The sequence below is a fragment of the Ruegeria sp. N8 genome (assembly GCF_056531325.1).
This window is the reverse complement of the sequence record NZ_JBQFLQ010000004.1, coordinates 25,371-44,919: the sequence shown is the minus strand read 5'-3', so window position 1 is coordinate 44,919 and position 19,549 is coordinate 25,371. Positions and strand designations below refer to the sequence as shown.

The window sequence follows — 19,549 nt, the reverse complement described above, 5'->3', positions numbered from 1 at the left end:
AGGGCGGGGCCGTGGACAGCCACTCTCGGATGGTGCAGTTCTTGAAGGTGGTCCTGCCGCTGGCGGCCATTGTGCTGTTGTCCACCGTGTTCCTGCTGTCGCGCAGCATCGAAACCGACGTGACGGTCCCCTTCACCCAACGCGATATCGAGGAACGTCTGGCCGATCAGGTGGTCACCAATCCCAGCTACCGTGGCACCACGCGCAAGGGCGAAGAGGTACTGATCGAAGCCACGCAAGCCACGCAAGGAACCGAGAACTCTGTGCCCACGGCATCCGAGTTTCAGGGCAGGCTGGGGCTTTTGAATGGCGGTATCATCACGCTGGATTCCAATTCGGGCACGATCCGCCCTGACAAGAACACGGCAACCTTCGTGGGAGATGTCGTGATTACCACGACCGACGGTATTCGGGTGACAACTGATCACCTGAACACGGCCTTGGACGAAATTCGGGGTGATACGCCGGGTCAGATTGACGGAACCGGCGCGATCGGCGATTTCTCGGCCGGTCGTATGACATTCGGGGCGGAAAAAAAGGACGGTCCGGTCCATATTCTTTTTACAGATGGCGTGAAGCTGATATACCAGCCGCAATAAGCAGAAAGATAAGCTGTGTTCGATTTTCGTACTGTCCTTCTTACCGTCTCTTTGCTGGCCGGTGCCAATCTGGCTGCGGCGCAGGGAACCCAGGTCGCGTTTGGTGCCGTCAAGGCAGACCCCAGCCTGCCGGTCGAGGTGACATCGGAATCGCTGAACGTGAACCAGGAGGACGGCTCGGCCGAGTTCGTGGGCAACGTGATCGTCATCCAGGGAGAAATGCGGCTGACTGCGGGTCGGGTACTAGTGATCTACAATGAGGACCGCTCGGGTATCGAGCGGATGGAGGCCACGGAAGACGTTGTTCTGGTCAGCCCGCCCGATGCGGCGGAAGGGGATTGGGCGGAATATACCATCGACTCGGGCCAGATCGTCATGCGCGGTAACGTTCTGCTGACCCAGGGCCCCAGCACGATCAGCGGCGATCAGATGAATGCAAACCTGACCTCTGGGTCGGCAACGGTGACGGGCAACGTCAAGACGATCCTTCAGCAGGGGGCCAACTGATGGCGCGACCCAGTCTGAGCGTGACCGAGGGCACATCGGGGCTCAGGATCGAAAAGCTGCGCAAATCCTACCGGAAGAAAACGGTTATCCGCGATGTCTCGATGACATTGGGCCGGTCCGAGGTTGTGGCGCTGTTGGGCCCCAACGGGTCGGGCAAGACCACGACCTTTTATTCCGTGGCTGGGCTGGTTTTTCCCGAGGCTGGAACCGTGACCATCGACGGTCAGGTGGTGACGACCCTGCCCATGTACCGCCGTGCACGGCTTGGTATTGGGTATCTGCCGCAGGAAATGTCGATTTTCCGGGGTATGAGCGTTGAAGAAAACATATCTGCCGTGCTGGATATCACCGTAAGACACGCGCATCGCCGCAAGGAACGGCTGGAAGAGCTGTTGTCCGATTTCTCGATCGAACATCTGCGTCGCGCGCCTGCGCTGGCCCTGTCTGGTGGCGAACGGCGCCGGGTCGAGATCGCGCGTTGTCTGGCGGCTGACCCCAAGTATTTGCTGCTGGACGAACCTTTTGCCGGTGTGGACCCGATCAGCGTGGGCGATATCCGTCACCTTGTGGCCGATCTGAAAAAGCGCGGGATCGGTGTTCTGATCACTGATCACAACGTGCGCGAGACGCTCGAGATCGTAGATCGCGCCTATATTCTGCATGATGGTCAGGTACTTATGTCCGGAACGCCGGACGAAGTAGTCGAAAACGAAAACGTGCGCCGCGTCTATCTGGGCGAAAACTTCCGTATTTCATAGGTTTGCGTGGTATTGCGCCGGATGCATGGCGGAAATCTCGTATATACACGCCTGTTTTGATTGACTCTTCCTCCGTCTCTTGCCTCAATTGGGGCATGGCATTTCCTCGGTTCCAGTCTGGATCACGATGCCCCTTCTTCGAAGGGATCAAGTTCCGGCTACCGCGGAACATGTCGATACCCCCCACCCGATAAAAAAAAGCGCGTTGTATTTCACAGCGTCTAAATGGGTGTGAATTGTGAAGGAGATCACATGCGTTACCAAATCAGCGGAAAACAGATCGACATCGGCGAAGCACTTCAGACCCATGTGCAGACCGAACTTGGCGAGGTGGTGGGCAAATACGCCCAGCGACCGACCGACGCCAATGTCGTCTTTTCCCGTTCTGCGCATGAATATGTGTGCGAGACCACCGTACATCTTTCCACCGGCCTGACGGCGCAGGCCAAAGCCCACGCAACCGAGATTTACGCAGCATTCGAGGGGTGCTGTGACAAGATGGAAACACAATTGCGCCGATACAAACGCCGTCTCAAGGACCATCACAAGGATCGGTCCGAGCCGGTTGAACTCTTTGGAGCTTCCTCTTATATCCTCGCCTCTGACGAATCTGAGTCGGCGGATGAGCCTGAAACTCTGCAGCCGATGATCGTGGCTGAGATGGAAACCAAGATCCCATCGCTGAGTGTTGGTGAAGCCGTTATGCAGATGGAACTGGCTGGTGCCCCGGTGCTGGTGTTCCGGAATGAGAACAAGGATGGATTGAATGTCGTGTATCGTCGGGAAGACGGAAACATCGGCTGGATTGATCCGTAACAGGCAAGATTAGAAAGACGTGCCCCTGCGCCAGTGGGGGCATCGTCATGGAGCGTTATCATGGAGCTTTCGAGCATTCTGAAGCCCGAAGCAGTGCGTGTGTTATCCGCCGCATCCAGCAAGAAGCGGTTGTTTCAGGAAATCGGCGATGTTGCGGCTGCGACACTGGGTCTGGACGCGCAGGTCGTTGTGGATGCGCTTCTGGAGCGTGAAAGCCTTGGGCCCACAGGCGTGGGCCATGGCGTTGCTCTGCCTCATGCGCGGCTGACCGAGCTACAGGATGTCTCGGGCGTGTTTGTCATGCTGGAAAAGCCGATTGATTTTGGGTCGGTAGACCGGCAGCCTGTTGATATCGCTTTTGCATTGTTCGCCCCCGAAGAGGCGGGAGTGGATCACCTGAAGGCACTGGCGCTGGTATCTCGGACGCTGCGCGATACCTCGGTTTGCGCCAAGCTGCGGGCCAATCCCGATCCAGTCAAGCTCTATGCGATTTTGACCGAAGCGCAATCCATGCAGGCGGCTTAATCGTCTGATTGAAAAAGAAAAGCCCCCGAATATTGGGGGCTTCTTATTTAAGTGGCTGTGGTCAGCCGCCGGTCCCCATTTCCAGAGTCCACCAGATTTTCCCGCCATTCTCCTGATGCCAGGCAAAGCCCATTTGTGTGGCCTTTGGGTCCAGAATAACCGAGCGTGGCCCCGGTTCCTGCATCCAGGCGGCCAGCGTTTCGGTTTCGGTTTCGAATGTCTCGGAAATCGCCTCGCCCAGAAATGTGCCGAAATATCCCACACGCGCCGCCCGGTCGATTGGCGAAGAGCCGTCGGACCCGAAATGCCATGGCCGGTTCTGACGCGCCATGTCCTTGGAGTGGGTCGCGGCAGCGGCGTTCAGCTGCGCATTCAGTTGAACCGGTTGTAGTCCCGACGCCTGACGCAGCGCGTTGACCGAATCAAGCATGCGGAATTGCAGTTTTTCGGGATTGCCTCGAATCTTGTAGACAGTCGGCAAAGGACGCCCGTCGGCACCGTAAGTCGGCGTGCTGCTGGGGGTACATGCTGCCAGAGCAACGAGGCAAGCAAACAATAAAGAAATAATACGCGTCATGGTGGGCCTGATGTTTCTGTTGTCCTAGGGCATAGCGCGCTCGAGGTGGTTGGGCAAACCTGCAATAGCCGATTCTCGCGTGATTTTGCCGGTTTGGTTTGCGAAAGACGCATTCTGGCAATAAAATACGTCAGTTTTTCAGATTTGGTATAGAGAGGGACCGCTCGATATGGTCAAGAAACCTATTCCGGCGACAAGTCGCCGCGTATTTCTGACGACCGCCACGGCGGCGCTGGCGTCACCTGCGATTGCGCAATACATCCCCGGTGATCCGCTAAGGCCGGCCCCAGAGCCCGAACCTCAGGTGCGCCGCAATATTTCTGGCTTCCGCGCTTTGGATTGGAAACCCTATTTCGACAACACTCGAAACGGCGCAATTTTGGTCGATACCATCTCACGGGCGCTACATTATTGGTCAGAAGATCAAAGTGTGTACAAACTGTATCCGTCTTCAGTGCCCTTGACCGAGGAATTGACCCGCCGGGGACGCACCAGCGTGATCCGAAAAGTCGAAGGTCCAAGCTGGGCGCCGACGCCGTCGATGAAGAAACGCAACCCGGAATGGCCGGACTATATTCCACCGGGTCCGGATAACCCGTTGGGAACGCACGCTTTATATCTAAGCTGGAAATACTATCGCATTCATGGAACCCACGATACGCGCAAAATCGGGCGTAGATCATCCAATGGCTGCATCGGTCTTTTCAACGAAGATATTGCCGAGTTGTTTTCGATGGCCAATGTTGGCACGCAAGTGTTGCTAATTTGACGACAAAATCGCGCGTGAACCCGCTTGCGACGCAAGTTCCATTTGCATTCCAGTCGGATAGCTGGTTAGAAAAATATACGAGGTAAGTCTTGGGTGTGCGGTTTCGCTAGTTGGAGCCGTACTTATTCTGGAGGTTAATATGAAGAAACTCGTTCTCGCCGCTGCACTGACCGCTGCTGCATCGACCGCTTTTGCTGGCAACCTGGAAGAGCCGGTTGTTGAAGCACCTGTTGTTGTCGAAGAAACTCAGGGTTCGTCGCAGGGCATCATCCTGCCGCTGGTCCTGCTGGTTGTGGTTGCCGCAGCTGTTGCAGCAAGCTAATTCGACGAGCGAAATACACAGAAAAGGCGGTGGAGCTTTCCACCGCCTTTTTTTATGCGCTCATGCAGGCGCGGGATCAGGTCGGGTTTAGTCCAGCCAGCCCTTCAGATTGTCTTCGATGACCTTGCCAAGAGCTGCGATATGCGCGTCGTCGTCATTGAGGCAGGGGATGTAGGTAAAGCTCTCGCCGCCGGCTTCTTCAAAGCTTTCCTTGATCTCTTCGTTGATCTCTTCCAGCGTTTCGATGCAATCGGCGGAAAAGGCCGGAGCGATCACGGCGATGTTTTTCTTCCCCTGACGTGCCAGGTCCGCCACGTGATCGACCGTATAGGGTTTCAACCATTCCTCGGGCCCGAATCGCGACTGGAAGGTTGATACAAGCTGATCATCCGCCCAGCCCAACCGTTCTTTCAGCAGGCGAGAGGTTTTTGCACATTGGCAGTGATAGGGATCGCCCTGCTGCAAATAGCGGTCCGGCATCCCGTGATATGAGCAGACCAGAATATCAGGCTTGGTCTCCATCGCGGCGTAAGCCTGTTCCACAGATCCGGCCAGCGCGTCGATATAAGCGGGTTCGTCGAAATAGGCAGGCACGGTGCGTGACGCAGGTTGCCAGGCTTCTTCCATCAACGCGCGGAAGAACTGGTCATTGGCGGTGGCGGTCGTGGCGCCCGCATATTGCGGATAGAGCGGGAAGAACAGGATTCGGTCACAGCCCGCTGCCACCATTTCGCGCACTTTGGATTTGGTCGAGGGATTGCCGTAGCGCATACAGAAATCGACCATCACCCGATCGCCATAGCGCGCTTGCATCGCATCGCGCATCTTGGCGGTTTGATCCTTGGTGATCGTCATCAGCGGGCTTTCGCCTTTTTCGTGATTCCAGATCGATTTGTAGGCCTCGCCCGAACTGAAGGGCCGCTTGCTGAGGATGATCCCCTGCAAGATCGGCTGCCATTTCCATTTCGGATAGTCGATGACGCGCTGGTCCGAAAGAAACTCGTTCAGATATCGGCGCATTGGCCAATAGGTGTAATCGTCCGGAGTGCCCAGATTGGCCAGCAGGATGCCGACGCGGCCCATTTTGACCTTGGGGTGGTCTTCGGGGGCATGAGCGGGTCGAGTGGCGTCAAACATGGGATTGTTTCCTGAATTCGTCGTGTTCCGGGCTGAGATAAACGGAAATGGTCCGCCGTCAATCGGACAGTTTGCCTTCTTTTGTCCCCAATGCATCGGCAAGGCGGGTTTGGGCCGATCCCGGGCGAAGGGGCTTTTGCTGACTGTCATCTGGGGACCAGCCGGTCAGGCAAATCAGTTCATAGGTGGTTTTCAACCGCCCTTGGGGGGTTGCGAAGTGTTCGGCGTATATCTGCTGGGCGCGGTCAAAGACCTGTCGCCGAGTGGGGCGTCTGATGCGGTCGGTTAGGCTGTTGGTCTCGCCCATTACGCGCAGATCCTGCATCAGATGTCGCAGGTCGCGGTATTCGGCCGTCAGTCGCGCCGTGTCGGCCACCGGCAGGGCCAGCCCGGCCCGTTGCAGCAAGCCGCCCATATCACGCAGCTCTCCCATCGGCGCGATGCGTGGGCTGAGCCCGCCCGAGACCTCGATCTCGGCCTGACCCAATGCTGCGCGCAGCTCGTGCAGGGTTTCTCCGCCCAGACAGACCACCAGCAGCAGCCCGTCAGGCTTTAGCGCCCGATGGCATTGGATCAACTGGCCTACGGGGTCGTTGGCCCAGTGCAGCGCCATTGCGTGAATCACCAGATCATGCGCACCGGGGGCCAGGGCCAGCACCTCATCATCGGCCACGATCTGTGCCTCTGGGAACACATCCCGCCAGATATGGGCAAACGGCGTCACCACAGCCGGGGCCGTAAAGGTTTTGTTAACCATGCTGAGTCGATCCTGAACCTCGTCCACGGCGGCGCGGTGCAGGAACAGGGCCTCGTCCCGGGTGCGGGCGCGATGCAGGGTCAGGGCCTCGCGGTCGAACAGAGAGGGTGCGTTGGAAGCAGGCAGTTTCATAAGGCGCAAGTATCGCATCTGGCCGCGGATTCAAACCGCCCTTCAGATGATCTATCCACCGCGTTGCATGGGCTGCGGCGAGTTGACCGAGTCTGACTTTGGCCTTTGCGGCGCGTGCTGGCGTGACACGCCGTTCATCGGCGGGGTCGTCTGCGAAAGCTGCGGGTTGCCTCTGCCGGGCGAGGCGGATGGGTACCGGATCGAATGCGATGACTGCATGAAGACGCCCCGGCCATGGCGGGATGGACGGTCGGCATTGTTGTATGACGGCAAGGCGCGAGGACTGATTTTGGCGTTCAAACACGGGGACCGGCCCGAACTGGCGCGCCCCGCTGCGCGCTGGATGACCGAGGCAGGTCGGGATTTGTTCCGCGAAGACATGCTTGTGGTGCCGGTGCCCTTGCATTGGTCCCGATTGCTGAAGCGACGCTACAATCAATCCGCTCTGTTGGCGCAGCATTTGGGCCAGCAAACCGGGCTGGAGGTCTGCCCCGATCTTCTGACCCGCCGGGTCAAAACGCCGGTTCTGGACGGGAAAACCGCCGCGCAAAGGGCCGAGACGCTGGAAAACGCCATCGCGCCCCATCCCAGGCGCATCAGCCGGATACAGGGTCGGGATGTCCTGCTTGTCGATGACGTGATGACCTCGGGTGCGACGCTGGCGGCCTGTGCGCGTGTCTGCATGGATGCAGGGGCAAATCATATTTTCGTGTTGACCCTAGCGCGCGTTGCCAAGGATGCCTAATTCGCGCAGGATTACGCGAAACCCGAAGGGATGATTTATGAAACCGGTTGAGATCTACACATCGCCTCTGTGCGGCTTCTGCCATGCGGCCAAGCGTCTGCTGAAGCAGAAAGGCGTCGAATTCAAAGAGGTTGACGTCTTCATGCACCCCAAACGCAAGCCCGAGATGATCAAGCGCGCCGGCGGCAAACGCACCGTGCCGCAAATCTTCATCGGCACCCAGCACGTGGGCGGCTGTGATGATCTGTACGAGCTGGACCGTCAGGGCAAGTTGGATCGCCTGCTGGCGGCATGAAGACTGCGCTGCTGCAGATCACCTCGTCGGATGATCCGTCTGACAATCTGAACATGGTGCGCGCACTGATGGCCGAGGCGGCCGCGCAGGGCGCGCTGTTCATTCTGACGCCCGAGGTGACGAACTGCGTCTCGACCTCGACCACGCGGCAACGCGAGGTGTTGCAGCACGAAGAAGATGACCAGACGCTGGCGGGCTTGCGCGAACAGGCTGCTGCGCTGGGCGTGTGGTTGTTGATCGGCTCGCTTGGGATCAAGACGCACGACGCCGATGGGCGCTTTGCCAACCGGTCGTTTATGATCGATCCGCGAGGGCAGATCGTGGCGCGCTATGACAAGATCCATATGTTCGACGTGCAGGTCTCGGAAACTGAAACCTTCCGCGAGTCGAAGAACTATCGCCCCGGCGACCGGGCCGTGATTGCGCAGACCGATTTCGGTAAGGTCGGTATGGCCATTTGCTATGACATCCGTTTTCCGCATCTCTTTGCTGCCTTGGCGCAGGCAGGTGCGCGAATTCTGACCGTTCCGGCGGCGTTTTCTCCGGTCACGGGCAAGGCGCATTGGGAATCGCTGCTGCGCGCTCGGGCGATTGAGACCGGCTGTTGGGTGCTGGCTCCGGCGCAAACGGGTTCGCACCCTAAAACGCGCGGAAAAACACGACATACGCATGGCCATACCATGGCCATTGCCCCGTGGGGAGAGGTAGTCATCGACGCAGGCACTGATCCGGGCATTCACATTTTCGATTTGGATGATAGTTCTGTGTCAGAGGCGCGCCGCCGCGTGCCCTCACTGACGCACCTGCGGCCCTTCGATGGGCCCTGACTCAAGATCGGACCATGGCAAACGACACCAATGCCCTTGCGGTCACGCTGTTCAGCGAGATCCTGACCGCCGACCAGCTATTGCGCAACCGGCTCAGCCGGGTGCTGCCAAAGGGTATGGAGATCTCGCATTTCTCGGTCCTGAACCATCTTGTGTTCGTCGGCGATGAGCGCAGCCCGGCGCAACTGGCCAGCACGTTCCACGTCACTCGCGGGGCGATGACCAACACATTGGCCAAGCTGGAATGGGCCGGATACATCCACATCCGCCCCGACTGGGACGACGCCCGCCGCAAGATGGTTGCCATCAGTCCCGCCGGTCGTCGCGCGCGCGATCAGGCGATTTCGTCGATTGCCCCGCTGATCAACCGCGTAGTCGGAGAGCTGGGGTTGGAGCGCGTCCGCAGCACGCTGCCCGTACTGCGGGATTTGCGGTTGCAGTTGGAGGGGGAGTAGCCTCAGGTAGGCTTCACACTCGCCGTCACATAGTTCACGCTCAAATCCCGGTTCGAGATCGACCAGCTCCACAGGATCGGGTTGAAGACGAAACCCTTGCGGTCCACCGGCTCCAGCCCGGCCTGACGCAGCAGGTCGAACAGCTCATCGGGTGTGATGAACTTGTTCCATTCATGCGTGCCGCGCGGCAGCCAGCGCATGACGACTTCGGCCCCGAAAATGGCCATAGCGTAGGATTTCGGGTTGCGGTTGATGGTCGAGCAGATCAGCAACCCGGCCGGTTTCAGCAACTGTTGCGAGGCTGTAAGGAAACCCAAGGGGTCGGTCACGTGCTCGACCACTTCCATGTTCAGCACCACGTCGAATTGCTCGCCCGCGGCGGCCATGGCCTCGGCGGTGGTGTGGCGGTAGTCGATGTCCAACCCCGATTGTTCGGCATGGATGCGGGCGACGGGCAGGTTGCCCTCGGCGGCGTCTGCACCCACGACCGTCGCGCCCAGACGCGCCATCGGTTCGCTCAGCAGCCCGCCGCCGCAGCCGATATCCAGCAGGCGCAGGCCCTCGAAGGGTTTCGCAGTCGTCAGATCACGGTCAAATTCACCCGCAATCTGCTGTGTGATATAGTCCAGACGGCACGGGTTGAGCATGTGCAGAGGTTTGAATTTCCCATGGGGGTCCCACCATTCGGCGGCCATCGCCTCGAATTTTGCGATCTCGGACGGGTCCACCGTGTTCGGATGCGCTTGCATTCCTGTCTCCGTGTGCTCTTTTACGTTTAAAGACTATATAGGGCCCTAATGGATAAGTACCCGGACCAAAAGCGCGCAGTTCAATATCTGTACCCGCCAATCGACCCGTTCGATCAGCGGATGGTCGATGTGGGCGACGGGCACCGTATTTATATGGAGCAATGCGGCAATCCCGAAGGGCTGCCGGTCGTGATCCTCCATGGCGGCCCCGGTGGCGGGTGCAGCCCAGCGATGCGGCGGTATTTCGATCCGCGTGTGTTCCGGGTGATTCTGTTTGATCAGCGCGGGTGTGGCCGGTCGCGGCCGCATGCCTCGGTGGTGGATAATACGACGTGGGATCTGGTGGATGACATCGAACGCCTGCGGACGCTGCTGGATATCGACGACTGGACGGTGTTTGGCGGCAGCTGGGGCGCGACGCTGGCGCTGATCTATGCGCAGGCGCATCCGGACCGGGTGAACCGGCTGGTGCTGCGCGGTGTGTTTCTGGCCACGCAGGCCGAGCTGGATTGGTTCTATGGCGGCGGCGCGGGCAAGTTCTGGCCCGAGCAATGGGCGAAATTCACCGCTTTGCTGACCGAGGATGAACTGACCGACACCATAGGTGCCTATCACAAACGCCTGTTTTCGGGCGATCGTGCGACGGAAATCCTGTATGCGCGGGCCTGGTCAGCGTGGGAGAACGCGCTGGCCTCGATCCATTCGCACGGGTCTACGGGGGAAAGCCCCGGAGAATACGCGCGCGCCTTTGCGCGGCTTGAGAATCACTATTTCACCCATGGGGCTTTCCTTGAGAAAGACGGGCAGATTCTGGATCAGATGGACCGGATCGCCCTTATCCCCGGCCATATCGTGCAGGGGCGCTATGACATGATCTGCCCGCCGCAGGCCGCGTGGTCTTTGGCCGAACGCTGGCCGAATGCGGAACTGAAGATGGTGCGCCACGCAGGCCATGCCCTGTCCGAACCCGGCATCAGCGCCGAATTGGTGCGCATCATGGACCGTGTGGCGGAGGGCATCGCATGACCCGGATGGACCGTCGTGCCTTATTCGCCTCGGGTGCTGCGGCGGCATTGCTGGCGGCCACAGGGGCCTCGCTGGCGGATACGCCTAAAAAGGGCGGAACGCTGCGGCTGGCCGTGCCGCGTGATAACAGTTTGGAGCAGATTGCGCGTGGGGCTGTCTTTGACACTCTGACCGAGATCGCGCCCGATGGCACCTTGCGCGGCGAATTGGCGACCGGGTGGCACACGAATGCGGATGCGCGGGTCTGGAGCTTTGATCTGCGGGCTAATGTGACTTTCCATGACGGCGCGGCGCTGGATGTTGCGGATGTGGTGTCGGTGCTGCAACGGGTCGGGCGGGCCGAGGCGCTGACGGCAGATTCGCTGCGGTTGGAACTGACCGAGGCCAATCCCGGTCTGCCTTTCCTGCTGGCCGATACCCGGTTCGCCATCACAAGGGACGGGCAGGGCGTGACGCCTTTGTGCACCGCCAATGGAACCGGGTGCTACAAGGTCGAACGGGCCGAGGATGATCGGCATTTTCTGGGCCGCCGGGTGGCGGATCACTACAAGGACGGACAGGCCGGATGGGCCGATGCGCTTGAGGTTATCGTGATCCCTGACGCCCGCGTCCGGGCCGAGGCGTTGCGCGACGGTTACGTGGACGTGGCAGCGCTGCCCGACAGCGATGGCCTGAAGGATCAGCGCGGCCTGCGGTACCACCCCAGCCAAGATGACATGGCGCTGGCCGTGGCTGGACAGGTGGGTATGCCACGCCAGATCGGGGGCCGTGCGCTGGACGATGGGCGCATCGCCGAACGGTGGTGGCTGGCCTGACCTGATCACGTTTCACGCCGGGGGTTGCAGACTCGGGAAAGCCTGCGTATATGCAGTTGCAACAGCGGCGCGTTGGACTTCTGGTTCAAGGCTCCACCGGAAAATACGACGGGCCGCGCGCCCGTTTTTTTGTGCCCGATTGAAGGGTAGAGATCTGAATGACAAACGACCTGATTGCCAAAGCTGCCATTGACCGGCGACTGGCCGAGATCATCACCCCTGTGATCGAGGATCTGGGGTATGAGCTTGTTCGTATCCGCCTGATGAGCGGCAAGACCACCACGTTGCAGATCATGGCTGACAAGCCCGATGGTGGCATCGAAGTGGATGACTGCGCTGAGATTTCTAACGCCGTCAGCGCCACGTTGGATGTCGAGGATCCGATTTTGGACGCCTATACGCTAGAGGTGTCCAGCCCTGGTATCGACCGCCCTCTGACCCGTCTCAAGGATTTTGAGAATTTCGAAGGGTATGAAGCGAAGATTGAAACCGCGGAACTGATCGACGGCCGCCGCCGCTTTAAGGGTGAGCTGGCCGGGATCGAAGGGGATGAAGTTCTGATTAATATCCCCGAGGGAGATGAGACGATCACCATCGGTCTGCAATTCGACTGGCTGAGCGATGCCAAGCTGGTTTTGACCGATGACCTGATCAAGGAAATGCTGCGCCAGCGCAAAGACGCTGGATCCTTAAACGAAAACGCTTTCGACGAGATTGAGACCGAAGGGTCCGAAGAGGAGACGAACTGATGGCAATCACCTCAGCCAACCAGCTGGAGCTGCTGCAGACCGCCGAGGCCGTGGCCCGCGAAAAGATGATCGACCCCGGTCTGGTTGTCGAAGCGATGGAAGAATCGCTCGCCCGTGCCGCCAAGAGCCGCTACGGCGCCGAGATGGACATCCGTGTCAGCATCGACCGCAAGACAGGTAAGGCGACCTTTACCCGCGTCCGCACCGTGGTTGAGGATGAAGAGCTGGAAAACTATCAGGCCGAGTTCACCGTCGAACAAGCCAAGCAGTACATGGAAAACCCCGAGGTCGGTGACGTCTTCGTCGAAGAAGTGCCGCCGGTTGAAATGGGCCGGATCGCGGCGCAATCGGCCAAGCAGGTGATCCTGCAGAAGGTCCGCGAAGCGGAACGTGATCGCCAGTACGAAGAGTTCAAGGATCGCGCAGGCACCATCATCAACGGTGCGGTCAAGCGCGAAGAATTTGGCAATGTCATCGTCGATCTGGGCGGTGCCGAGGCCGTTCTGCGCCGCAATGACAAGATCGGCCGCGAAAGCTATCGCCCGAATGATCGCGTGCGCGCCTACATCAAGGAAGTGCGCCGCGAGGTTCGTGGCCACCAGATCTTCCTGTCGCGCACCGCGCCGGAGTTCATGGCCGAGCTGTTCAAGATGGAAGTGCCGGAGATTTATGACGGCATCATCGAGGTTAAGGCCGTGGCCCGCGACCCCGGTTCGCGCGCCAAGATCGCCGTGATCTCTTATGACGGCTCGATCGACCCTGTCGGTGCCTGCGTTGGTATGCGCGGCAGCCGTGTACAGGCGGTTGTGAACGAGCTGCAGGGTGAAAAGATCGACATCATCCCGTGGAATGAAGATCAGCCGACCTTCCTTGTGAACGCCCTGCAGCCCGCGGAAGTCTCCAAGGTGGTTCTGGATGAAGAAGCTGGCAAGATCGAAGTTGTCGTACCCGAAGAACAGCTGTCGCTGGCAATCGGCCGTCGCGGTCAGAACGTGCGTCTGGCCAGCCAACTGACCAACCTGGACATCGACATCATGACCGAGGCCGAAGAATCGGCACGTCGTCAGAAGGAATTCGAAGCCCGCACCCAGCTGTTCATGGAGACGCTGGATCTGGACGAGTTCTTTGCCCAACTGCTGGTGTCCGAAGGCTTCACCAACCTCGAAGAGGTGGCCTATGTCGAGCTGGACGAGCTTCTGGTCATCGACGGCGTTGACGAAGGCACCGCTCAGGAATTGCAGACCCGGGCCCGTGAATTCCTGGAAGCACAGGCCAAGGCGGCTCTGGACGCAGCCCGTGCGTTGGGCGTCGAGGATAGCCTTATTGAATTCGAAGGCCTCACACCCCAGATGGTAGAGGCGCTGGCCAAGGATGACGTGAAGACTCTGGAAGACTTCGCCACTTGCGCCGACTGGGAACTGGCCGGTGGCTGGACCACGGTCGACGGCGAGCGCATCAAGGATGATGGTGTTCTGGAACCTTTCGGCGTGACGCTGGAAGAGGCACAGGACTTGGTCATGACGGCACGCATCATGCTGGGCTGGGTTGACCCGGCCGAGCTGGAGCAGGCGGACGAAGACGGCGAAGCAGAAGAGGAGGCCGAGGCCTGATCTCAGGGCCTCGGGGTGGCGTTAATGGGTCGCGGTGGCGTCCATAAGGATCGGTCGGACGGACCCGAACGCAAGTGCATCGCCACGGGCGAGGTTCAGCCGAAATATGGGCTGATCCGCTTTGTAATGGGTCCGGACGGTCAGGTCTTTCCCGATGTTGCGGCAAAACTGCCGGGGCGCGGGGTCTATGTGGCGGCGGATCGCGCCGCGCTGGACAAGGCCGTTGGCAAAAAGCTGTTCTCGCGCGGGTTCAAGACGCAGGCGACTGCGCAAACGGACCTGGCGGATGAGGTTGAAAAGCAAGTCGCGCGACGGGTGATCGAGCTGATCAGCTTGGCGCGCAAGTCCGGTGACGCGGTCGCCGGGTATGAAAAGGTCAAGACGTGGCTGGACCGGGAAGAGGCTCAGGTACTGATTCAGGCCAGCGATGGATCGGGGCGCGGCAAGTCGAAACTCAGCACGCCGCACTTCGGAAAATACATCGGATGGCTGACTGCGGATGAATTAGGGGCGGCATTTGGGCGCCAAACCGTGATTCATGCGGCGCTGGCCTCTGGCGGACTCGCCAAACGTGTTGTAGAGGAAGCGCAGCGCCTGCGTGGCTTGCGCGAAACGGATGACGGCGTCAAGGGCCGCACGGAAGGGTAAGAAGCTTTATGAGCGATAGTGACGGCAAAAAGACATTGGGTCTTCGTGGCGGGGCACGCCCCGGAAATGTGAAACAGAGTTTCAGCCACGGACGCACCAAGAATGTCGTGGTGGAAACCAAACGCAAACGCGTGGTGGTCCCCAAGCCGGGTGCCGGAAAGCCGAGCGGCGGTGCAACGCCTTCGGGTGATCCGTCGCGCCGTCCTGCCGGGATTTCCGACGCCGAAATGGCCCGCCGGATGAAGGCGCTGCAGGCCGCCAAAGCGCGCGAGGTCGAAGAGGCCGCCGCCCGTGAGGCTGCTGAAAAGGCGCGTGAAGAAGAACGCGCCCGTCGCCGCGCGGAACAGGAAGCCAAGGAACGCGAACAGCGTGAGGCTGAAGAAAAGGCACGTGCCAAGGCCGAGGAAGAAGTGCGCAAGCGTCAGGAGGCAGAAGAAGCCGCCAAACGCGCCGCCGCTGCCCCCGCGCCCGAAGAGCCCAAAGCCGCGCGCAGCCCAGCCAGCAAGCCCGCACCTGCGGCTGCTCCGCGCAAGCAGGATCGCGAGCGTGAACAGCGCGGTCGTGGCAAGGGCCGTGATGACAACCGCCGCTCGGGTAAACTGACTCTGGGTCAGGCCACCGGTGGCGAAGGCAACCGCCAACGCTCGATGGCTGCGATGAAGCGCAAGCAGGAACGTGCGCGCCAGAAAGCCATGGGTGGTTCGGTTGAACGCGAAAAGGTGATCCGCGACGTTCAGCTGCCCGAGGCGATCATGGTTTCGGAACTGGCCAACCGTATGGCCGAGCGTGTCGCTGATGTTGTCAAATCGCTGATGCAGATGGGCATGATGGTCACGCAAAACCAGACCATCGACGCCGATACCGCGGAACTGATCATCGAAGAGTTTGGCCACAAGGTCACTCGTGTCTCCGATTCGGATGTGGAAGACGTCATCAAAGAGGTCGAGGACAAGGACGAGGACCTGCAGCCGCGTCCGCCGGTCATCACCATCATGGGTCACGTTGACCACGGTAAAACCTCGCTGCTGGATGCGATCCGCGATGCGCGCGTTGTGGCCGGTGAAGCCGGGGGCATCACCCAGCATATCGGCGCCTATCAGGTGAAAACCGATGGCGGCACTACGCTGACCTTCCTGGATACTCCGGGCCACGCGGCCTTTACTTCGATGCGCTCGCGCGGGGCTCAGGTCACGGATATCGTGGTTCTGGTGGTTGCCGCCGACGACGCGGTGATGCCGCAGACCATCGAGGCGATCAACCACGCTAAAGCGGCCGAAGTGCCGATGATCGTGGCGATCAACAAGGTCGACAAGCCGGATGCAAATCCGGACAAGGTGCGCACCGATCTGCTTCAGCATGAAGTGATCGTCGAGAAAATGTCAGGTGAGGTTCAGGACGTCGAAGTCTCCGCCATCACCGGTCAGGGTCTGGACGAATTGCTGGAAGCCATCGCGCTGCAGGCTGAGATTCTGGAACTGAAAGCCAACCCCGACCGCGCCGCCCAAGGTGCTGTGATCGAGGCGCAGCTAGATGTGGGTCGTGGCCCCGTGGCCACCGTTCTGGTTCAGAACGGTACGCTGCGTCAGGGCGATATCTTTGTTGTGGGTGAGCAATACGGTAAGGTCCGTGCGCTGATCAACGACAAGGGCGACCGCGTCAAAGAGGCAGGCCCCTCGGTTCCGGTTGAGGTTCTGGGTCTCAACGGCACGCCCGAAGCCGGTGACGTTCTGAACGTGACCGAGACCGAAGCGCAAGCCCGCGAGATTGCTGCCTATCGTGAGCAAGCCGCCAAGGACAAACGCGCCGCCGCCGGTGCCGCGACCACCCTTGAGCAGCTGATGCAGAAGGCCAAGGAAGACGAAAATGTCACCGAGCTGCCGATTCTGATGAAGGCGGACGTACAAGGTTCGGCCGAAGCCATCGTTCAGGCGATGGAGAAGATCGGCAACGAAGAAGTGCGCGTGCGCGTTCTGCATTCGGGTGTCGGTGCAATCACCGAGACGGATGTCGGTCTGGCCGAAGCCTCCGGCGCACCGATCTTTGGCTTCAACGTCCGTGCGAACGCCTCGGCGCGGAACACGGCGAACCAGAAGGGTGTGGAAATCCGCTATTACTCGGTGATCTATGACCTCGTGGATGACGTGAAAGCAGCTGCTTCGGGCCTGCTGAGTGCCGAGATCCGCGAGAAGTTCATCGGTTACGCCGAGATCCGCGAAGTCTTCAAGGTCACAGGCGTCGGCAAGGTTGCTGGTTGTCTGGTTACAGAAGGTGTCGCACGTCGTTCCGCAGGTGTCCGCTTGCTGCGCGACAACGTGGTGATCCACGAAGGCACGCTGAAAACGCTGAAGCGCTTCAAGGACGAAGTGACCGAGGTTCAGTCGGGTCAGGAATGCGGTATGGCGTTCGAAAATTACGACGACATCCGCGCCGGCGACGTGATCGAGATCTTCGAGCGCGAAGAGGTCACGCGGACGCTGGACTGATCCGATTGCTACAGAAGAAATTGACAAAAGCGGTCCCATTGGGCCGCTTTTTTTGCTTTTGTTAAGCTCCAACGACTGAACTGCGGGACAAAGCGGAAATCGCAATGCGTATCGACTGGCCTTTGCGGCCACTTACTTGGCAAAGCCGCTGCCGCGGCGCGGCCGTAAAAGCAGCCGTTTGCTGAAGATGCCAGAACCTAATTCAACAAAACTCTCGGCCTGCGGGACAGGTGTTACGTCACCGTTCTGTTCAAATGGCGCTGAGCGGCCGGCAGAAATTTGTTCGCACTACATTCTTCGGGAAAACAAACCCTTGGGAGACTGTTTCAAGTAACCTTGTCACTTCATCCGCAGATTGGTGAAAACCTCGTTTGGTATATGGTCGGAAAAAGCTCTAGCTTTCTGATCATTAAACACAGACCAAAGTCATCGCTTTAAGCCGTTAGGCAGCTTCTCGCTCCACTTTCGCAATTCGTCGAGAAACCCAAGTGCCGTGCGGCCAAGGTCAGTGATAGAATACTGCACGGAAACCGGCGCGGTATCCTTCACGTGTCGGCTCACCAGCCCCTGATCCTCTAGCTGGCGCAGCCGCTCGGCAATCATCTTTTTGCTGGCCCCGCCCAGCAACCGAGCAAGATCGTTGAAACGCACCGGACGATCCTTCAGGTGCCATAGGATGGACCCGGTCCATTTGCCCCCGATGATCCGCATGCCCTGCTCAATTGCGCATGGCTCCTGACAGGCCTCTGTCACAATTTTGCGCCCTTTTACATCTTCGTCCACCCGCGCCCGCATCGCTATCCATTTCCTTATGCATAAGGTTACAAAAAGTATACTAGTTGATTTTCTTCACCTCAATACTCAAATGCTCTCAACCCCCTCATTCGTCAAGGGGTTCATACAGTGCACATATAGGATATGGACATGAGCAAAATCCTGATCGTGAACGGCACTCAGCCGTATGAGTTCGCCCCCGGACAATTGAACGCTAGCCTGGTCGAACGCGCAGGCAACACGTTGGCCTCAATGGGCCACGAAGTACGTATGACCACCGTTGCGGATGGCTATGACGCAAATTCAGAGGTTGAGGCGCATGTTTGGGCCGATACGGTCATCATGCAGTTCCCGGTAAACTGGATGGGCGTCCCATGGATCTTCAAGAAATATATGGATGAGGTCTACACAGCCGGGATGGATGGCCGCCTATGCGATGGTGACGGTCGCACCACCAACGCACCAAAGGCCAATTACGGCATGGGTGGGTCACTGCACGGCAAGACATACATGCTTTCGGTGACATTTAATGCGCCGAAGGAAGCATTCGACAACCCCACCGAGCCGTTCTTTGCCGGGGCAAGCGTTGACGATCTGCTGCGCCCCATGCATCTGAACGCCAAGTTCTTTGGTATGCAGGCCCTACCGACATTCGCTGCCTTCGATGTTATGAAGAACCCCGAAATCGAGGCTGATTTCGCTCGATTTGACGCGCATCTGAAAACCACTTTTTCCGAGGTCGAACATGTCCCAGCCTGATATTCACCTTTATACTGCAGGCACGATGAACGGCTACAAACCGGTCATTTTTTTGGAGGAGGCAGGTGTTCCCTACGACCTGACTCATGTCAATTTTTCCAAACAGGAACAAAAGGCGCCGGACTATCTGGCGCTGAACCCAAATGGAAAGATCCCGACAATCGAGGATCGTTCGGAAGGCCGCGCGATCTTCGAATCCGGTGCGATCCTGTGGCATCTGGCTGAGAAACACGGAAAATTCCTGCCGTCGGACCCGGTCAAGCGGTCCGAGGTTATGCAGTGGATGCTGTTTCAGGTCGGCCACGTGGGACCAATGATGGGACAGGCAATGTATTTCCAGCATATCGCCGCCCCCAATGGCCATGAAGAGCCATTCTCGATCCGTCGCTACGTGGACGAAAGCCGCCGGTTGATGGAGGTGATGAATACACGTCTGGAGGGGCGTGAATGGATCGCAGCGGACGAATACACAATTGCCGACATGATGCTGTACCCGTGGGCGCGTGCCTATGTTTGGGCCCGAGTGGATGTGTCGGACCTTCCGCATTTGAACGCCTGGTTCGACCGGATTGATGCCCGACCCGCTGTGCAGCGAGCGCTGACCATCCCCAAGGCCAACCCACAATTCTGGGATGCTGACGCAGATGCCAGCGCCTTTGCCAAGGAAAACGCAGCGCGTTTTTCCGGCGACGTGAAAGGAACCTAAGCCATGCCA

Annotated in this window: 24 protein-coding genes; 19 read left to right on the top strand and 5 right to left on the bottom strand. The window is 59.1% G+C overall.

Annotated elements, in window-relative coordinates; genetic code table 11:
* Nucleotides 1–11 precede the first annotated feature (11 nt).
* The 5 genes from lptC (at nt 12) to ACR0C5_RS10015 (ending at nt 3,205) form a co-directional block, all read left to right on the top strand.
* Nucleotides 12–599, top strand: coding sequence for an LPS export ABC transporter periplasmic protein LptC (lptC, locus tag ACR0C5_RS10035; RefSeq protein ID WP_480876271.1), 588 nt, complete (start codon nt 12–14; stop codon nt 597–599).
* Between the two features lie 15 nt (nt 600–614).
* Entirely contained in the window at nt 615–1,106 is a 492-nt protein-coding gene (locus tag ACR0C5_RS10030; protein ID WP_170770987.1) for an LptA/OstA family protein, read from the top strand.
* A complete protein-coding gene (lptB, locus tag ACR0C5_RS10025; RefSeq protein WP_170770985.1) occupies nt 1,106–1,864 on the top strand; it encodes an LPS export ABC transporter ATP-binding protein in 759 nt (252 codons plus the stop codon). The genes ACR0C5_RS10030 and lptB overlap by 1 nt, the downstream gene beginning before the upstream one ends.
* Before the next feature lie 252 nt (nt 1,865–2,116).
* Entirely contained in the window at nt 2,117–2,680 is a 564-nt protein-coding gene (gene hpf, locus ACR0C5_RS10020) for a ribosome hibernation-promoting factor, HPF/YfiA family (protein WP_170770983.1), read from the top strand.
* Between the two features lie 60 nt (nt 2,681–2,740).
* Nucleotides 2,741–3,205, top strand: coding sequence for a PTS sugar transporter subunit IIA (locus tag ACR0C5_RS10015; protein ID WP_170770981.1), 465 nt, complete (start codon nt 2,741–2,743; stop codon nt 3,203–3,205).
* Nucleotides 3,206–3,266: 61 nt separating this feature from the next.
* Here the strand turns inward: ACR0C5_RS10015 and dalA are convergent, their stop codons facing one another.
* Nucleotides 3,267–3,782 (bottom strand): divisome-associated lipoprotein DalA, encoded by a 516-nt coding sequence (gene dalA, locus ACR0C5_RS10010; RefSeq protein WP_170770978.1) that lies wholly within the window; start codon nt 3,780–3,782, stop codon nt 3,267–3,269.
* Nucleotides 3,783–3,951: 169 nt separating this feature from the next.
* On the opposite strand from dalA, the gene ACR0C5_RS10005 reads away from it, so the two are divergent.
* Nucleotides 3,952–4,551, top strand: coding sequence for a L,D-transpeptidase (locus ACR0C5_RS10005; protein WP_170770976.1), 600 nt, complete (start codon nt 3,952–3,954; stop codon nt 4,549–4,551).
* Between the two features lie 139 nt (nt 4,552–4,690).
* A complete protein-coding gene (locus ACR0C5_RS10000; RefSeq protein ID WP_170770974.1) occupies nt 4,691–4,873 on the top strand; it encodes a hypothetical protein in 183 nt (60 codons plus the stop codon).
* Nucleotides 4,874–4,960: 87 nt separating this feature from the next.
* Here ACR0C5_RS10000 and hemH read toward each other — a convergent pair whose 3' ends face one another.
* Together hemH and ACR0C5_RS09990 are read right to left on the bottom strand one after the other, a co-directional pair.
* A complete protein-coding gene (gene hemH, locus ACR0C5_RS09995) occupies nt 4,961–6,010 on the bottom strand; it encodes a ferrochelatase (RefSeq protein WP_170786430.1) in 1,050 nt (349 codons plus the stop codon).
* 58 nt (nt 6,011–6,068) lie between these two features.
* A complete protein-coding gene (locus ACR0C5_RS09990; protein ID WP_480876267.1) occupies nt 6,069–6,899 on the bottom strand; it encodes a methyltransferase domain-containing protein in 831 nt (276 codons plus the stop codon).
* A 46-nt stretch (nt 6,900–6,945) separates the two neighbouring features.
* Between ACR0C5_RS09990 and ACR0C5_RS09985 the strand changes: the two genes are divergently transcribed.
* The 4 genes from ACR0C5_RS09985 to ACR0C5_RS09970 are packed head-to-tail and all read left to right on the top strand — an operon-like array spanning nt 6,946 to nt 9,221.
* Nucleotides 6,946–7,644, top strand: coding sequence for a ComF family protein (locus ACR0C5_RS09985; RefSeq protein WP_170770971.1), 699 nt, complete (start codon nt 6,946–6,948; stop codon nt 7,642–7,644).
* A gap of 37 nt (nt 7,645–7,681) precedes the next feature.
* The gene (grxC, locus tag ACR0C5_RS09980) at nt 7,682–7,939 is read left to right on the top strand and encodes a glutaredoxin 3 (RefSeq protein ID WP_170790085.1); all 258 of its coding nucleotides are present in this window, start codon (nt 7,682–7,684) and stop codon (nt 7,937–7,939) included.
* On the top strand, nt 7,936–8,766 hold the full coding sequence (locus ACR0C5_RS09975; protein ID WP_480876264.1) for a carbon-nitrogen hydrolase family protein: 831 nt from the start codon (nt 7,936–7,938) through the stop codon (nt 8,764–8,766). Before grxC ends, ACR0C5_RS09975 begins: the two co-directional genes overlap by 4 nt.
* A 14-nt stretch (nt 8,767–8,780) precedes the next feature.
* Complete coding sequence (locus tag ACR0C5_RS09970; protein WP_170790083.1) at nt 8,781–9,221, top strand: MarR family winged helix-turn-helix transcriptional regulator; 441 nt, start codon at nt 8,781–8,783, stop codon at nt 9,219–9,221.
* 2 nt (nt 9,222–9,223) lie between these two features.
* On the opposite strand, the gene ubiG is transcribed toward ACR0C5_RS09970, so the two are convergent.
* Nucleotides 9,224–9,970 carry a bifunctional 2-polyprenyl-6-hydroxyphenol methylase/3-demethylubiquinol 3-O-methyltransferase UbiG gene (gene ubiG / locus ACR0C5_RS09965; RefSeq protein WP_480876262.1) on the bottom strand — a complete coding sequence of 249 codons (747 nt, stop codon included), beginning with the start codon at nt 9,968–9,970 and terminating at the stop codon, nt 9,224–9,226.
* 48 nt (nt 9,971–10,018) lie between these two features.
* Here ubiG and pip point away from each other — a divergent pair, with 48 nt between their 5' ends.
* The 6 genes from pip to infB all read left to right on the top strand — a co-directional run bounded on the left by pip (nt 10,019) and on the right by infB (nt 17,301).
* Nucleotides 10,019–10,996 carry a prolyl aminopeptidase gene (gene pip, locus ACR0C5_RS09960; RefSeq protein ID WP_480876260.1) on the top strand — a complete coding sequence of 326 codons (978 nt, stop codon included), beginning with the start codon at nt 10,019–10,021 and terminating at the stop codon, nt 10,994–10,996.
* Nucleotides 10,993–11,811 (top strand): ABC transporter substrate-binding protein, encoded by an 819-nt coding sequence (locus tag ACR0C5_RS09955; protein WP_480876258.1) that lies wholly within the window; start codon nt 10,993–10,995, stop codon nt 11,809–11,811. The genes pip and ACR0C5_RS09955 overlap by 4 nt, the downstream gene beginning before the upstream one ends.
* A 158-nt stretch (nt 11,812–11,969) precedes the next feature.
* Nucleotides 11,970–12,560 (top strand): ribosome maturation factor RimP, encoded by a 591-nt coding sequence (rimP, locus tag ACR0C5_RS09950; RefSeq protein ID WP_170770957.1) that lies wholly within the window; start codon nt 11,970–11,972, stop codon nt 12,558–12,560.
* Nucleotides 12,560–14,170, top strand: a complete 1,611-nt coding sequence (gene nusA, locus ACR0C5_RS09945; RefSeq protein WP_170770955.1) for a transcription termination factor NusA — start codon at nt 12,560–12,562, stop codon at nt 14,168–14,170. The genes rimP and nusA overlap by 1 nt, the downstream gene beginning before the upstream one ends.
* A gap of 24 nt (nt 14,171–14,194) precedes the next feature.
* Nucleotides 14,195–14,818: an RNA-binding protein gene (locus ACR0C5_RS09940; protein WP_480876256.1), complete on the top strand. Its 624-nt coding sequence runs from the start codon at nt 14,195–14,197 to the stop codon at nt 14,816–14,818.
* Between the two features lie 8 nt (nt 14,819–14,826).
* A complete protein-coding gene (gene infB / locus ACR0C5_RS09935) occupies nt 14,827–17,301 on the top strand; it encodes a translation initiation factor IF-2 (protein WP_480876254.1) in 2,475 nt (824 codons plus the stop codon).
* 426 nt (nt 17,302–17,727) lie between these two features.
* Here infB and ACR0C5_RS09930 read toward each other — a convergent pair whose 3' ends face one another.
* Nucleotides 17,728–18,012 (bottom strand): winged helix-turn-helix transcriptional regulator, encoded by a 285-nt coding sequence (locus tag ACR0C5_RS09930; protein WP_480876252.1) that lies wholly within the window; start codon nt 18,010–18,012, stop codon nt 17,728–17,730.
* A gap of 213 nt (nt 18,013–18,225) precedes the next feature.
* Here ACR0C5_RS09930 and ACR0C5_RS09925 point away from each other — a divergent pair, with 213 nt between their 5' ends.
* Nucleotides 18,226–18,834 carry an NAD(P)H-dependent oxidoreductase gene (locus tag ACR0C5_RS09925; protein WP_170786440.1) on the top strand — a complete coding sequence of 203 codons (609 nt, stop codon included), beginning with the start codon at nt 18,226–18,228 and terminating at the stop codon, nt 18,832–18,834.
* A complete protein-coding gene (locus ACR0C5_RS09920) occupies nt 18,821–19,540 on the top strand; it encodes a glutathione S-transferase family protein (RefSeq protein ID WP_480876250.1) in 720 nt (239 codons plus the stop codon). Before ACR0C5_RS09925 ends, ACR0C5_RS09920 begins: the two co-directional genes overlap by 14 nt.
* Nucleotides 19,541–19,549 lie beyond the last annotated feature (9 nt).